Below are 15,703 nucleotides of genomic sequence, written 5' to 3' on the forward strand. Positions count from 1 at the left end.
TTGATCCCCCTTGCCCATAAATTTGCTTGCCGTTGCTAAGATTCGGCAGGATTCGAGCTGTTCACGTCGAATAGTGCGGTATTACTCATCTCCTTCTATAAATCATCGTCCAATCTTGTAAAAAGGAGTGTATCCTTTGCGCCAACCTGTTTCCCTCCAGCACTCATCGGCAGGCTCTCCTGACGAACTGCCGCCCGCCCAGATTCTTCGCATTATCTTTGACTATACAGCCCAAATCGCCAATGAGCGAAATCTCCAGCGCGTGCTTAGTCTCATGGCCGACATGGGTCGGCGGATGATCCTCTCCGACCGCTGCGCCGTCTGGCTGATCGATCATCAGAAGCAGGAGCTCTTCACCACTGTCGCCCACGGCAGCGAAGAGATCCGGGTCCCGATCGGCTCCGGATTCGTCGGGCACTCCATCGCAACCGGCGAATCTCTTCTGATCGAAGATGCTGCAGCGGACGATCGGCACAACGCGGACAATGACCAGAGAAGCCATTATGTCACCCGAACTGTCATCACGGTGCCCTTCGTAGGCAATGACGGCAACATCCTGGGTGCTTATCAGGCGGTGAACAAACGATCGTCAGATGCGGTGTTTACGACCCGAGATCTGGAATACCTGACCCTGGCCGCCTCCTATGCCGGCAAATCGCTCGAATCGGTCATTTTGCATGAAGAGATCGTCGCCACACAGCGGGAGATTATTTTAGCGATGGGAGAAATCGGCGAAAGCCGATCCCGAGAGACCGGCAATCATGTCAAACGGGTTGCCGAGTACTCCTATCTGCTGGCCCTTGGTCTGGGGCTCTCACGCGAGCAGGCCGAGCTGCTCAAGATGGCCTCGCCCATGCACGATATCGGCAAGGTAGCAATCCCCGACAGCATCCTGCACAAGAGCGGAAAGCTTACGGCAGAAGAATATGATCAGATGAAGGAGCATACGGTTATCGGCTATAATCTCCTGAACAAGTCCGGCCGCCGGCTGCTCCGCTATGCAGCCCGGATCGCCTATGAGCATCATGAGCGTTGGGATGGTGCCGGGTATCCCCGAGGGCTCCGGGGAGAGACGATCGACTTGTTCGCCCGGATCACTGCTGTCGCCGATGTGTTCGACGCGCTCGGCAGCGAACGTGTCTACAAGCCTGCCTGGGAGCTGGGGCGAATCCTTGAGCTGATGCGGGAGGAGCGCGGCCGCCACTTTGATCCGCGGATTGTCGACGTATTACTGGAGCAGCTGCCCGCGCTCCTCTCGGTGCGCCAGCAGTATAGCGACTGCTAGGATGGTGTTACTTATCCCGTCCTCTCATGAGCGCCGCAAGCCGGTGCCCTGTCCGATCGCCCGCTCCCACCGGTCAGGATAATTGGTGCAGATCATCACAGTCCTGTCGATCGCAGCGAGCTTGCGCATCGCGACAGGATCGTTGACCGTCCATGCCATCACCTGGATCCCGGCTTGCCTGAAGATGGCCATCCGCGCTGCGGTAATCGACCGGTAGCCGATCGACAGGAAGCTGCAGCCCAGCTGCCGAAGCCTATCCAGCAGTGTGGCAGGGGCGCCGTCGATGATCAGACCCGTGCCGATCTCCGAGCTGAGGCTGCGTACTCTCCGCAGCGCTGCGTCATCAAATGACGTGATGACCGTATCATGCTGCAGATTCCATTTGTACAGCAGTTCGACCACCCGCTCCTCCATTCCCGGATAGCGGCCGCCGTAAGTCTTGAGCTCAACGTTGAGCCTGCAGCGTCCGACGGTTGCTTGGATCACCTCTTCGAGCAGCGGGATGCGCTCTCCGGAGAATGAACGGCCGAACCACCTCCCGGCGTCCAGCTGCTGCAGCTCAGCAGCCGTTTTATCCCCGACGAAGCCTTTGCTGCCGGTTGTGCGGTTCAGCTTGTCGTCATGGATGACGACAGGGATCCCGTCTTGGGAGAGCTGGACATCCAGCTCGATCCACTGCAGGGCATCGTATTTCATCGCGCGCGCGAAGGCCGCCATCGTGTTCTCGGGAGCCTCCCCCGATGCGCCGCGGTGTGCGACACACCAGTTACCCATAACGCGTGCCTCCTTCCTCTCTGGCCTATTGGGCTATAATATTGCCATCCTTGTCGATGACAGCGTCGTAACAAAGCGCCGAGATCCGCTGCAGCAGCGCCGCCGCATCCGCCCCTGCAAGCGGCGTCGGCTGAGACTGGACCTGGCGCATCGGATGGAGCTTCAGCCTGCACTCCCCGTCACGCGTGCAGCGGGCATCCAGCACTCCGGTGTCAGCCGTAGCAGGCGTAGCTGTCATGTTGAAGATAAAGTTGCCCAGACTGTAGGCGATCCATTTGCCTTTATACTGCTCGAATCCTTGCAGCACATGCGGATGGGAGCCGATGATCAGATCGGCGCCGGCGTCGATGTACGCACGCGCCATCTCTCGCTGATAATCAAGGGGATGATCGACCCGCTCCTTGCCCCAGTGCACCATCACCATGACCAGATCAGCCTGTTCCTTGGCCGCCTTGATCGCTGCTACAGCCCGCGCAGGATCGTAAGTTTCGGCCACACCGGCACGGTTGCGTTCGGCCTTCCACTCCACGACAGGCACGACCCGGCTGAAGCTGAGATAAGCCACCTTGATGCCGCGCGACTCCAGGATGACCGGAGCAAAGGCTGCGGTATCATTTGCGCCCGCTCCGACATGCGGAATGCCCGCTTGATCCAGATGGTCCATCGTATCCATCAACCCGACCACACCCATGTCCAGCGTATGGTTATTGGCCAGGCCGACGATGTCGATGCCGGCCTCTCGCAGGAACGGCAGCGAATCCGGAGAGCCTTTGAATACGTATTGTTTGTCCTCGGCCGGTGTCCCCCGGAGTGTAATCGGATTCTCCAGATTGCCAGCGCTCAGATCTGCATCCGCCAGATACGACAGCACGTTGGCATACGGATAGTCCCAGCCGTGCTGGCGCATCAGCTTCTCCACAGATCCGGCCAGCAGGATATCGCCGACGAACGACAGCAGCACTTCCTCCTCGTCTGCCTCGGGCAGCAGCGGCTCCTGATCCTGCGGAATGTCCGGCTCATGAGTGCCCGCTTCTTCCGGTGAGGCATGGTCCGGCTCTTCCTCAGCCGCATCATCGTCGGGCGCTTCCGTCTTCCCATCTCCCGCATCGGGATCAGACTGATCTCCACCCGAGCCGGCCGGAGCTTCCATGTCTGGGCCTGGCTCGGGGACTTGAGCGCTCGGGGGATGGGCTCTAGGCTGGATAATGGTGTCGCGATGTTGCCAGATGAACATGCCGAGCAGCAGCACTAGAACGAACAAGACGCTGTTAAGCAGCAAAAGCTGCCGCAGGCGTTTACGCTTGCGATGTTGTTGGTGTCGGTATTGTTCCGAGCGTGAACGAGGCATGGATGAGAGAGCTCCTTTTGAATGACAATTGGCGTTATATGTATCACGGTTTGAACTACACCTATTATAGCAGGATAAGACCGGTGTTCCTACGCCGATTTTTGCATGGATAATACAAAATAACCCCACAAAAAAAGGATATCCCGAAAAGTAAGCGAGCCTACTTTTCGAGACACCCCAAGCTTGATTACACCGACATTTCAGTTGACCTGCTGCTGTCCAGCTCAGCCAGCACTGCCGCCGCCGCTTCCTTGCCCTGCCGGATGCAGTCGGGGATGCCGACGCCGTCGAAGGCCATGCCGGTCACCCAGATCCCCGGCAGCCGCTCCGCCAGCCGCTCCCGCAAGCGCGCTATCCGGCTGATATGGCCGACCGGATACTGCGGCATCGACCGGCGCAGCCGGGTGATCTCGACGAACTCAGGTTCAACCTCGATGCCCATCAGAGCCAACAGATCGGCCCGTACGCGAGCCGTGATCTCTTCATCGGATTCCTCAACGATCGTCTCCTCGCCGGCATGACCGACATAACACCGGATCAGCACTTTATCCTCAGGAGCCGTATGGCTCCACTTTGCCGAAGTCCAGGTGCAAGCCGTAATCGAATACCCTTCGCTGCGCGGCACCACAAACCCGGAGCCATCCAGCTCCCGGCCGAAGCTTGCCGCATCAAAGCCGAGCACGATATTGGCCACCGATACGTAGCGCATTTCCTCCAGCTCCGGGACCGGCGCCAGCGGTGCCAGCAGATCGGCACTATGATATGCTGGCACCGTCAGGATGACGGCATCGGCATCCACCGACTGGCCATCCGACAGATCGATGGCGTAGCGCGGCGATCCAAGACGATCATCGTCCCGCATGCCTCCGCCGTCCTCTGCCTCGGCCCTCCGGTCACGGATCGCTGCAGCTGCCGTCCCCAACCGGCGGTCGATCGACTGCAACGCGGCGTCGAGACCTTCGATCAAGGTGCTCAAGCCCCTCTTATAGGAGAGGAAGACGCTGGTCTGGACAGCCGGAGAAGGCTTGTCTTCATGAACCGGCGCCGTCTGTCGGCTGGACTGCATGCCCCGGATCAGACTGCCATGGGCCAGCTCAACCTGGCGGAACTGCGGGAATGTCGCCTGCAGACTGAGCTGGCGCAGCTCAGCGGCATAGATCCCCGCGAGCAGCGGCTCGGCGAGCCGCTCCATCACCTCAGTGCCGACCCGCCTCTCCAGGAAGCCGCCGATCGACTCATCGTCGTCGCCGGCCGTCGCGGCGGGCCTGGCAGGCAGCTCAAGGTCCTTCAGCGCCAGCTGCTTGCCTTCCTCGCTCACCAGCTCCGTCGCCATAAATGCCTCCAGGTCGGTCGGGATGCCGAGGACAAGCCCCCGAGGCATCGGCAGCAGCCGTCCCTCGCGAACGATAAAGCTCTGTCTGGCATTCTGGTCCGTCAGCTCTCCCTCAAGGCCAAGCTCCCGCGTGAGCTCGATGGCCGGCAGCTTGCGGGCCAGGAAGGAATCCGGACCCTGCTCGATGACAAAATCGTCCCTGCGCAGCGTCTGGATGAGACCGCCAACATGGTCGTTCGCTTCTACCAGCGTAATCCGCACCTTCCTGCCTTGCTCCTCGGCTTGACGGAGCACATAAAAAGCGGAGCTAAGACCGCTGATCCCCCCGCCAACAATGACAATTCGATCGATACGTTCATTGCTCCGCATATGCACTCAACCTTTCTCTTGTGCCGACAAGACTGACTCAGCCAGTGTCTCCATATATAACGGGTCGGTATTCAGCATCTCGATCCGTTCCAGCTGCATGTCCAGCTTGGCTGCCACGTCCTTGGCTTCGATGTCGATATCGTACAACACTTCCAGATGATCGGATACGAACCCGATCGGCGCGATCAGCACATGTGCGGTCCCTTGCGTCCGCACCTCCTGGAGCGTATCCAGTATATCCGGACCAAGCCAGGGCTCCCGCGTCCGTCCTGCGCTCTGCCACGTAAACTGCCAGTTCGTCACACCGGCGCCTTCCGCGATGGCCGCCGAACTCGCGAGCAGCTGCTGCGGATACGGATCCTTCATCTCCAGGATGCGCTCAGGCAGACTATGGGCACTGAACAATACTTTGACAGCCGATGCCGGCGTCTCTGGTGCAAACTTGGCCAGTCCCGCTTCGACCCTGCTGGTCAGAGCGGCGATCAGCTTCGGATGGAGATGATACTCTTCCACAAACCGCATCTTCACGCCCTGCCCCGCCGCTGCTTCGCTGGCGCGCTTGATATAGCTGCCGACGCTCATCGAGGAGTAATGCGGCGCCAGGACGATGCCTACCGCCTCTTTGATACCGTCGGCAGCCATCGCAGCCACCCCGTCTTCGATGTAAGGCTGGGCATGCTTGAGCCCCTGGTAGCAGCGGTAGCGTCCGGGTGCGGTGTGCTCAAGCACCGCCTGCAGTCCGGCGACCTGGGCATCGGTATTCTCCCGCAGCGGAAACACGCCGCCGACGATCGCTTCGTAGCGTCCCTTCAGATCCGCCAGCATCTCTGGCGTCGGCGGATGGCCGCGGCGGATATGCGTGTAATAGCTCTCGATATCATCCAGGCTGGCCGGGGTGCCGTATGACATCACCAAAACTCCGATTGTTGCATCAGACATGGCGGCTCTCCTCTCTGCTGAGCTGTTTGATCCTGTCAGCCGAGTAGGCGTGCACATACTCGGTCAGATGGCGCAGCTTGTCCAAGGAAGCTTCCGGGAACAAGCCGTGGCCCAGATTGAAGACATATCCCGGCACCTCTAAACCTTGATCGATGATACGGCGGGCCTCCGCCTCAAGCACCGCCTCCGGCGCAGTCAGCAGTACAGGATCCAGATTGCCCTGGATGGCGAACCGGCCGCCAAGCCGCTTGCGCCCTTCGCGGATCGAGATCCGCCAGTCGACGCCGATCATCTCCGCCTGCAGCTGCCGCAGGCTCGGCAGCAGCTCTCCCGAGCTGACGCCGGGGAAATAGATCTTCGGTACATCCAGATCGGACAGCTCCCGGAAGATCCGCTCGATCGTCGGCAGCACATACCGTTCGAAGTCATGGGGCGCCAGCGAGCCTACCCAGCTGTCGAACAGCTGGAACGCCTTGCCGCCGGAGGCGATATGCGCACGAAGATACGTAATGACCATATCTCCAAGCTTATCCATCAATTGGAACCATACGTCCGGCTCATTGTACATCATCTGTTTGGTGAGCAGATAGTTGCGCGAAGGCCTGCCTTCGATCAGATAGCTGGCGATCGTAAATGGCGCTCCTGCGAACGTAATCAGAGGCACCTGGAGCTCATCGACCAGAATGCGGATCGTCTCCAGTACGTGAGACAGGTCCCCCTCCACATCGATCGGACGCAGCCGCTCGACATCGGCTTTTCCCCGGATGGGGTTATGGATGACAGGACCGACGTTCTGAACAATATCAAAATCAATCCCGATCGATGCGACCGGATTCATAATATCGGAATAGAGAATAGCCGCGTCCACACCAAGCTTGCGGATCGGCATCATCGTCACTTCGGCTGCCAGCTCCGGCTGCTTGCAAATCTCGAGCAGCGAGAATTTCTCTTTGATCTTGCGGTAATCCGGATCATAACGTCCTGCCTGACGCATGTACCATACCGGCACGCGGTCCACGTTCTCCCCCCGGCAGGCCCGAATGAAACGGTCGTTGTAGCTCATCGACTTTCCCCATTTCTCACGTATTCCCTTCGATTCCATTATGCCCTTTTTGGCTATAGCTAACAACCGTCAATAAACGATCTAGTATGACAATAGTTTGACAATCAACAGCCTAACGTCAGATTATAGATCACACGATCCGGCTGTTTAACCCTCGGGAATTGGGTAATAGTAATCATACTGCAACAAAATATTGCAACTATGGAGAGGAGCGCTGCACATGACACATCCGCACCTGGAATGGAGCACGCTGGAGGAGATCGCACGAAAACATAATTTGCTGTATGAACTCGGCGACAGTGTCGTCATCGGCAATATCTCGTTTTTGCGACCGGAGATGAAGCCCGACCGCATCGAGATCGTCCCGTCCTTTGGCGGTGGACAGTTCGATCTGAAGATCGAGGACGGCCACTTGTATGCCAATGAGGAACAGCTGCTGCCGCTGATCCACGACAACCGCAAACCCGAGGATGGCATTACCGATCACCGGACGCTTCACTAAAAGATCCCCCAAAAGTGCCGCTTGGCTGCGAAGCTTGCTCCGGTACTTTGCGGGGGCCCCGAAAACATAAAAATCAAGGCTCCGAAAGGAGTCTTTTTTTGCTGGACTCTGAAGAGGTATAATAAACCTAAAAACAAAATCTGCTAACGCAGATTGGCTTGGAGTGCAGACACAATAGCAGCTCTCGGGACAACCACCCCGGCATGAGCCAACTGATTCGGACCAACCATTCAAACGGATTCAAGTGACTTTTTACCCCTGGTTATGGAGCGTGGCATTCAATCCATCCGGGAGCACAACTTATCCACAAGAGACGAAAATCATAATTTCCTAAACAATAAGAAAAACGCCTAGTGTGGTCCTTAAAGGACTGGGAACAGCTTGCTCTCCGAACTGAAAGCAGATGGGAAGAAAAGTGCGTTGCAGCTCTGCGGACGGTCGATTCCGACGCAGCGCGTTTCATTCCGGAGAAATAGAAGCCAAGTAGATGTGTAAAACATATACGCTTATATTTCAAGAAATCGCTTGTATCTCAAAATAAGCCGGTCCTGTCCTATCGCGATACCGACTTGCTCACAGGGAGGCCCCAGTCTGTATGGAACGTTGGAAAATCAATCTTGCGGTGTTGTGGTTCGGCCAGTTTTTGGTCCTGGCTGGCATGACCATGATTATCCCCTTTCTCGCCCTCTATCTCCAGCAGGATCTGGGACTGACAGACCCGCATGAGATTGCAGTCTGGTCCGGCGTCATCTTCGCCGGCAACTTCGTCACTTCCTTCCTGTTCCAGCCGCTCTGGGGCAAGCTTGCCGACCGTTACGGCCGCAAAGTGATGCTGCTGCGCTCCGGCTTCGGCATGGCGATCGTCATGACGCTGATGGGCTTTGCGGCCAGCCCGTGGCAGCTGCTGCTGCTGCGGATGCTCAACGGTACGATCTCCGGGTTCAATCCGGCGGCCGTGGCGCTTGTCTCGACGACAACACCGAAGGAACGGATGGGGTTCGCGATGGGTACGCTCCAGTCCGGTGCAATCGCAGGTACGATCCTTGGACCGTTCATCGGCGGAGTGATGGCCGATGCTTTCGGCTTCCGGCCGATCTTTTACATTACGGGCGGACTCCTCTTCCTGGCCACCATGCTGGCCGCATTCCTGGTTCAGGAAAGCTTTGATCGCGAGAAAGCCGCTTCGCAGCCGCAAGTATCCGTGCTGCAGGGCTTCCGGGAGCTGAGTCACGTCCCGCAGCTGATGGCGCTGTATGGCGTCACGTTCCTCATCCAGTTTGCCATGCTCTCTCCGATGCCGCTGATGCCGCTCTACGTTCAGCAGTTGCACGGCTCTGTAGAGAATCTGGCCTTTTGGGCGGGATTCGTCGGTTCGGTGACGGGGCTGTCCAACCTGATCTCCTCCCCGGTCCTCGGCAGGCTCAGCGACCGGATCGGGGGTGAGCGCATCCTGGGGGTCGCTTTGGTCGGTTCGGCCATCATGTTCATCCCTCAGGCTTTCGTCACTTCGGTCGGCCAGCTCGTAGTCGTCCGCTTCCTGCTGGGCGTCTTCCTGGGCGGTCTGATCCCTGCCGTCAACGCCCTGATCCGGCTTAATACACCGGAAGGCATGGAGAGCCGCGCGTTCAGCTTCAATACCAGTACACTTAGTCTCGGCAATATGATCGGTCCCGTGTTCGGCGGCGCCGTCTCCGGCTTCATCGGTATCGAGGGCGTCTTCCTTATATCGGCCGCGCTTCTGCTGGCCAACGCCGTCTGGGTCCGCAAATCGCTCGTAAAGCGGGGCGGGAAGCCCGACTTGTCACATCACCGAAAGGAAGAACGCTCATGAAACTGCTAATCATCGAAGACGATCTTCAGCTCTCCAAGACGATCTGCGATACGCTGCGCCCCTCTTACGAGACGGCGCAAGCTTACGACGGCGATGAAGGGCTGTATCAGGCCGAGCAAAACATCTACGACGCCATCATCCTCGACATTATGCTCCCCCATCGCAACGGCTACGAGGTGCTGCGGGAGCTGCGCAGCCGGGGCATCCGCACGCCGGTGCTGATACTGACCGCCAAGGACGGCATCGACGACAAGCTGAAGGGCTTCCGCGAGGGAGCCGACGACTATCTGGTGAAGCCGTTCCACCGCGAGGAGCTGCTCCTGCGGCTTGAGGCGATCCTGCGCCGGGCAACGGGCGAATTCAAGGATCAGACGCTCGGCTTCAAGGAGATGAAGCTGAATCTCCTTAACAAGACGGCGACGATTAATGGCGAGGTGCTGCATCTGAATGGCAAGCAATTCGAGCTGCTCGAATATCTTGTCCATAACAAAAACGCGATCTTGACCAAGGACCAGATCTTCGATCGCATCTGGGGCTTCGAATCCGAGACCTCGACGACCGTGGTCGAGGTGTATGCCAGCCATCTCCGCAAGCATCTGAAGTCCTCCGGCTACGACCGGTACATCCGCACGTTCCGGGGCTTAGGCTATATGCTAGGCGACCAGGAGGCCTAGGATGGACCAAAACTTCGTATTCCGCAAGCAAAGGCGGCAATTCACGATCCTTAACTTTATTACATTCACCCTCATCTTCGCCCTGTTCGCCGTGATCATCCTCAGTCAGGTGCAACGCAGCATGTATTCGCAGACCGATCAGGAGCTGCGTGGCTTCACGGATCGGGCGGCAGACTTTGGGGGCATCATCCCCGACACGGGCAGCATGCGCGGCGGCGGTCCCCAGGGCGGGAGCGGAGGCGGCGGTCCGCAGGGTGAGGGCCCGGGCGGCTGGCCGTTCCGCCCGGGAGACGGCTCGATGCCGCCCAGTCCGAGAGTGACAGTGCTGCATTGGGACAAGGACGGTCAGATCATCAACCAGGATCAGCTCGGCTCCACTCTTTATCAGACGTACTTCAGCGATCTGGCCTACAATCCTCAAGCCGTAGACGAGATCCGTACGATCACGATCCAGGACAGCTATCGCTATCGGACGCTGATCTACATCAATCCCGAAGCGACGAATGGCGTCTATGCGATGCAACTGCTAATCAACGTCGATGCCGAGGAAGCGGCAGTCGCCAGCTTCCAGCGTATCCTCATCCTCTGCACGGCGCTGTTCATCCTGCTCTCGATCGTCACGAGTCTGCTGCTGTCGAGCCGCACGATGCGACCGATCCAGCGCTCCTGGAGCAAGCAGACCGAATTCGTCGAGAACGCCTCGCATGAGCTGCGGACGCCGCTGACGATCATCCAGAACAAGCTGGAGCTGCTCCTCACCTCGCCGCAGGAGCGGATCGTCGACAAGTTCGAACCGATCGCCGTCAGCCTCTCCGAGACGCGGCGTCTCTCCAAGCTCACAGCCGATCTGCTGACGCTGGCGCGTGCCGATTCGGCCGAGACGGTACTGGAGAAAAAGAAATTGCCGCTTGAACCCTTCCTTAAGGAAATCTGCGAGCCTTACGCCGAGATCGCCGAAAGTCAGGACAAGCACCTGTGGACGTCGCTTGAGCCGGAACTTGTCATCGAGGCCGACCCGGGCCGCTTGCATCAGCTTATGGTGATCCTGCTGGACAACGCGCTCAAATATACTGCCGAGGACGACAGCATCGGCGTACTCGCCCGTCGCGACGAGCATCGCCTGCTAATCGAGGTGAGCGATACCGGCATCGGCATCCGTCCCGAAAATCTGCAATCGGTGTTTGACCGCTTCTATCGCGAGGACAAGGCGAGGAGCCGTTCTGCCGAGCAAGGCGGCTCCGGGCTTGGCCTCTCCATTGCGCGCTGGATCGTCGACGCCCACCATGGCACGATCGAAGCCGTCCCCCAGGAGACCAAGGGTATCGTGTTCCGCATCCGCCTGCCATTGCGCTAATACCACAAACAGGCTGTCCCTCCGTCATATGCAATGACGCCGGGACAGCCTTTTTCATTTGTCTTCCTCCGGATGACGCTCCGCCATTGTTAAGGTTTCTTTAAGGTGCAAGACTATAATTTAATCCATGCCCACCTATCTTACACATGAAATGGAGGACCAGGAATGATCAAGGATCGCAACCCGTATCCGAAGGGCCGGCGCGAGCTGAAGCACGCCATCACACGGCTCGACTGCCACCTGCTCCGCAGCGGATTGCGGCATGTCATGCGAAGCGACCCCCATGCGGGTCCGGGCGGCACGTATCTGGTACGCAGCGTCTACTTTGACAACTTGGACAACAAAGCGCTGATCCAGAAAAAAGAAGGGCTGTACGCGAGGGATAAATACCGGGTTCGGCTCTACGACCACAACAGCAATCTCCTCCATCTGGAGAAAAAGAGCAAGCGCAACAATCAAACGTTCAAAGAGAAATGCCGCATCGCGGCGGAGGAGTACGAGCATATGCGGCAGGGCGACATCGCCTGGATGTCGGAGGATGAACGTCCGCTCATCCGGGAGCTGCATCTGCAGATGCAGCGCTATCAGCTCAAGCCGCTCACCATCGTAGATTACGAACGCGAGGTATTCACCTACCCGCACGGCAATGTGCGGGTCACCTTCGACAGCAACATTCGTACAAGCAATCGCAACCACGATCTGCTGAACCCGAATGTGCCGATGGCGCCTGCGCTCGAGCCGGATCTCGTCGTGCTGGAGATCAAATATGATGAATACATGCCCGATATCATCAAAAAACTGCTGCAGATCGGCAACCGGCGCACGGAGGCATACTCCAAATATCAGCTAAGCCGCATGTACAGTTAACGAAGTATTCTAATGTGAATCTGGAGGCGTACTTTCATGGAAACGATTACTTTTAATGATATTTTCAAGTCCAACTTTTTGGAGAAAACAAGCAGCTTCTCGCTTATCGATTCCATTGTCGGTTTGCTGGTCGCGTTCGCCGTAGGCTTGTTCATCTACTTCATCTATAAAAAAAGCTTCACCGGCGTCATCTACTCCCATACCTTCAACATCTCGCTCATCATCATCTCGATGGCAACCGCCCTGATCATCATGGGCATCTCCTCCAACGTGTTGCTCTCGCTCGGCATGGTAGGCGCGCTCTCGATCGTCCGCTTCCGGACGCCGATCAAAGATCCGATGGATCTGGTCTATGTCTTCTGGTCCATCGTCAGCGGCATCCTGTGCGGAGCCGGCTTCATCCCGCTCGTCATCATCGGTTCGATCCTGATCGGCATCGTCATGCTCGTATTCGTCAACCGGATTACCGTCGAGAATCCGTATCTGCTGATCGTCCGTTACACGGAAGGCAAGCTCGAAAGCTCGCTGGAGCATGTCCTCACGCAGCATACCCGCAAGCACGCCATGAAGTCCAAGTCGGTCATGCCTGGCGAGGATTATGAGATTACGTACGAAGTGCGGGTCAAGGATAAGGAGGCCGGCTTTGTCGATACGATTATGAAGATGGATGGCGTCAAATCCGCGGTCATGCTCAGCTACGACGGCAACTTCACAGCTTGATGACCGGATGCTTGAAAGGAGGGATAACTCGATGGTAAGCTCGCGCACGATCATGGGAACCATCCTCTTATTGCTTGCCCTGTTGCTCGTATCGATGCTGCTGCTGCCTCGAGTGGCCGTACCGGCACGAGGCGCGGGCGAGGGTTATGTCGATACCGTTTTTGATCAGAATCGCGTCACCCGGGTCGATATTACGATGTCGGATGACGACCTGCAGTCGATGCTGGACGACCCGCTTGCCGAGGAGAACAAACTAGCCGATGTAACCGTGAACGGTGTCACCGTCAAAGGAGTCGCAGTCCGCACCAAAGGCAATTCATCGCTTCGCTCGATTGCTCAGAGCGAGGAAACGGATCGCTATAGTTTCAAAGTAGACTTCGACTATTACACGAATCAAAGTCTGAACGGTCTGAAAAAACTTAATCTGAACAACAATTTTAGCGATGCCTCCTTGATGAGGGAGGTGCTGTCATACGAAATCATGGAAGCTATGGGTGTGCCAACGCCGGGGTACTCCTATATGTATGTGTCGATCAACGGTCGGGAATGGGGACTGTACGTCGGTGTTGAAGCGATCGAGGAGACGTATCTTGCCAGACATTTTGATACCGGAACTGGAGACCTCTACAAGCCGGAAGGCACCGGCAGCGACCTGGTATGGATCAGCGACGACATTGATGATTACCCGGGGCTGAATCTGAAGACGAACAAGAACATCTCCAACGGTCAATCGACGATTAGGTTTCTGGATGCCATCAATAACGGCGGTGATCTGGAATCCGTGCTTGATGTCGACGAGGCGCTCCGCTATTTTGCGGTTAATACGGCGCTGGTCAATCTGGACAGCTATCAAGGCTCTCTGAAGCACAATTACTATCTGTACGAGGAAGACGGTGTCTTCTCCATCCTCCCGTGGGATTATAACATGTCGTTCGGCGGCTTCAGCTTTGGCGGCGGGATGCGCGGAGGCATGATGGGCCAGCCTGACCAGGGCGGCGTCCCGGGCGAGAGAGCTGCCACGGGCGTAGAAGGCGCTGCGGGTGACGGCATCGCCGCGCCACGCCAGCAAACCGGGACAGCTCCAGGCCGACTGCAACGGAACACGCCAGCTGCAGCTCAGGACGCAGGCGGGGGGGATGACGCGAGGAGGCAAGAGCGCGGCTTCCGAGGCGGCATCGGCATGGACACGGGCGGTATGATGGACTCTAGCGCCAACTTCATGAACGAGAGCAATATTAACTTCAGCATCGAAACGCCGGTATCGGGCGCGAAGCTTGAGAGCCGTCCACTGCTGGCATCGTTGCTGGCCGTCGACGAATACAAGGAGAAGTATTACAGTTATCTGGAAGAAATCGCGGCCACGTACTTCACGGAAGAATGGTTCACGACGAAGACAGCGAACATCTCGGCGCTGATTCTTCCGTATGTGGAAGCCGACCCGACCAAGTTTTTCACGACCGAACAATTCCTTCAAGGCGTATCGGGAGACAACAGTCTAACCGCCTTCGCGGTCAAGCGCTCCGAATCTATCCTTGCCCAAATATCGGGCGATCTCGTCGTGGAGGCTGATACGAGCCAAGGCTTCGGCGGCGGAGTTCCAGGCATGGTTATGGAAGGCATGCAGCCCCCTGAAGGGATGCAGCCGCCGGAGGGCATGCAGTTCCCCGAAGGGATGCAGCCGCCAGAAGGTATGCAGTTCCCCGAAGGGTTCGAGCCCGCCAGGGGCGGCGGTCCCGGCGCTTGGGGAGGTGGCCCGCAAGGCTCTGCCGCGAATAACAGGACAGGCTACAGCAACGAATTCCTGCTCTCATCCGGGGTCAGTGTCGCCGTATTGGCAGCAGGACTCTGGTTCGTGGCCCGCTTTCGCAGACGACGTATATAATAAACGTTCACAGACGACCTGGTTCCCTTTCATCGGGGGATGCCAGGTCGCCTGCTGTTGTCGCTGCTCCTTACTTCACCATCGCCAGCGTCAAGCCGTCATACGCAGGCAAGATCGTGCTGATCAGTCGCCCGTCGGTCGCCATCCGCTCGTTAAAGGCGCGCATCGCCTGGACCGAAGGGCCGTTCTTGGCGGGGTCGGCCACCCGGCCGCGCAGCAGCGTATTGTCACCAGCGATGATGGCACCGGGCCTCGCCAGCCGGATAGCATAGTCCAGATAGACGGGATACCCTTCCTTGTCGGCATCGATGAAGAAGAAGTCGAAGCTGCGCCCCTCCTCCTCCAGCTGCGCCAGGCTTGCCGTAGCATCACCGATCCGGTAGTTCACCAGGCTGCCCAGTCCCGCTGCGTCCATATGCGACCGCGCCACCTCTGCATATTCCTCTTTCAACTCCAGGGAAGTCAACGTACCGTCTGCAGCCAAGCCGCGCGCCAGACAGATCCCGCTGATCCCTCCCAGGGCGCCGATCTCGATAACATCCTTGGCGCCTGACATCCTGACGAGCATCGTCAGCAATCTGCCGAAGCCCGGAGCGATCGAGATCTCCGGCATGCCCGCGGCCCGGATGCCCTCCTGGGCCCGCTCCAGATCCGGATCCGAGCCGAAGATCTGATTGGCGTATTCCTCTACCGTCATACTCATTTCTGTATTCCTCCTTTGACATTTGTAACCTGTCACGCTTTATCCTATACTTGAGTTCT

14 protein-coding genes are annotated in these 15,703 nt (G+C 57.9%); 8 read left to right on the plus strand and 6 right to left on the minus strand.

All coding sequences use genetic code 11. The features are described 5' to 3' along the window. Positions 1 to 127 precede the first annotated feature (127 nt). On the plus strand, positions 128 to 1,285 hold the full coding sequence (locus tag ABC336_RS03505) for an HD-GYP domain-containing protein (RefSeq protein WP_413237342.1): 1,158 nt from the start codon (positions 128 to 130) through the stop codon (positions 1,283 to 1,285). A 24-nt stretch (positions 1,286 to 1,309) separates the two neighbouring features. Here ABC336_RS03505 and ABC336_RS03510 read toward each other — a convergent pair whose 3' ends face one another. The 5 genes from ABC336_RS03510 to hemE form a co-directional block, all read right to left on the minus strand. Next, positions 1,310 to 2,059 (minus strand): glycerophosphodiester phosphodiesterase, encoded by a 750-nt coding sequence (locus tag ABC336_RS03510; RefSeq protein ID WP_413237343.1) that lies wholly within the window; start codon positions 2,057 to 2,059, stop codon positions 1,310 to 1,312. Positions 2,060 to 2,084: 25 nt separating this feature from the next. Further along, on the minus strand, positions 2,085 to 3,407 hold the full coding sequence (locus ABC336_RS03515; protein ID WP_413237344.1) for a CapA family protein: 1,323 nt from the start codon (positions 3,405 to 3,407) through the stop codon (positions 2,085 to 2,087). Positions 3,408 to 3,594: 187 nt separating this feature from the next. Continuing rightward, positions 3,595 to 5,109, minus strand: coding sequence for a protoporphyrinogen oxidase (hemG, locus tag ABC336_RS03520; RefSeq protein ID WP_413237345.1), 1,515 nt, complete (start codon positions 5,107 to 5,109; stop codon positions 3,595 to 3,597). 6 nt (positions 5,110 to 5,115) lie between these two features. Continuing rightward, positions 5,116 to 6,048, minus strand: coding sequence for a ferrochelatase (hemH, locus tag ABC336_RS03525; RefSeq protein ID WP_413237346.1), 933 nt, complete (start codon positions 6,046 to 6,048; stop codon positions 5,116 to 5,118). After that, a complete protein-coding gene (gene hemE, locus ABC336_RS03530; protein ID WP_413237347.1) occupies positions 6,041 to 7,111 on the minus strand; it encodes a uroporphyrinogen decarboxylase in 1,071 nt (356 codons plus the stop codon). Before hemE ends, hemH begins: the two co-directional genes overlap by 8 nt. Before the next feature lie 220 nt (positions 7,112 to 7,331). On the opposite strand from hemE, the gene ABC336_RS03535 reads away from it, so the two are divergent. From ABC336_RS03535 to ABC336_RS03565, 7 genes are all read left to right on the plus strand, one after another. Beyond that, positions 7,332 to 7,613, plus strand: coding sequence for a hypothetical protein (locus ABC336_RS03535; protein ID WP_413237348.1), 282 nt, complete (start codon positions 7,332 to 7,334; stop codon positions 7,611 to 7,613). Between the two features lie 595 nt (positions 7,614 to 8,208). Next, positions 8,209 to 9,444, plus strand: coding sequence for an MFS transporter (locus ABC336_RS03540; protein WP_413237349.1), 1,236 nt, complete (start codon positions 8,209 to 8,211; stop codon positions 9,442 to 9,444). Continuing rightward, positions 9,441 to 10,118: a response regulator transcription factor gene (locus ABC336_RS03545; protein WP_413237350.1), complete on the plus strand. Its 678-nt coding sequence runs from the start codon at positions 9,441 to 9,443 to the stop codon at positions 10,116 to 10,118. The genes ABC336_RS03540 and ABC336_RS03545 overlap by 4 nt, the downstream gene beginning before the upstream one ends. A gap of 1 nt (position 10,119) precedes the next feature. Further along, complete coding sequence (locus ABC336_RS03550; RefSeq protein WP_413237351.1) at positions 10,120 to 11,472, plus strand: sensor histidine kinase; 1,353 nt, start codon at positions 10,120 to 10,122, stop codon at positions 11,470 to 11,472. Between the two features lie 165 nt (positions 11,473 to 11,637). Continuing rightward, a complete protein-coding gene (locus tag ABC336_RS03555) occupies positions 11,638 to 12,339 on the plus strand; it encodes a polyphosphate polymerase domain-containing protein (RefSeq protein ID WP_413237352.1) in 702 nt (233 codons plus the stop codon). A gap of 36 nt (positions 12,340 to 12,375) precedes the next feature. Beyond that, complete coding sequence (locus ABC336_RS03560) at positions 12,376 to 13,059, plus strand: DUF4956 domain-containing protein (protein ID WP_413237353.1); 684 nt, start codon at positions 12,376 to 12,378, stop codon at positions 13,057 to 13,059. Positions 13,060 to 13,090: 31 nt separating this feature from the next. Next, positions 13,091 to 14,941 carry a CotH kinase family protein gene (locus tag ABC336_RS03565; protein WP_413237354.1) on the plus strand — a complete coding sequence of 617 codons (1,851 nt, stop codon included), beginning with the start codon at positions 13,091 to 13,093 and terminating at the stop codon, positions 14,939 to 14,941. A 70-nt stretch (positions 14,942 to 15,011) separates the two neighbouring features. On the opposite strand, the gene ABC336_RS03570 is transcribed toward ABC336_RS03565, so the two are convergent. Further along, positions 15,012 to 15,644 (minus strand): O-methyltransferase, encoded by a 633-nt coding sequence (locus ABC336_RS03570; protein WP_413237355.1) that lies wholly within the window; start codon positions 15,642 to 15,644, stop codon positions 15,012 to 15,014. Positions 15,645 to 15,703 lie beyond the last annotated feature (59 nt).

This window comes from Paenibacillus jepli (assembly GCF_047238105.1).
GTDB lineage: Bacteria > Bacillota > Bacilli > Paenibacillales > Paenibacillaceae > Paenibacillus_D.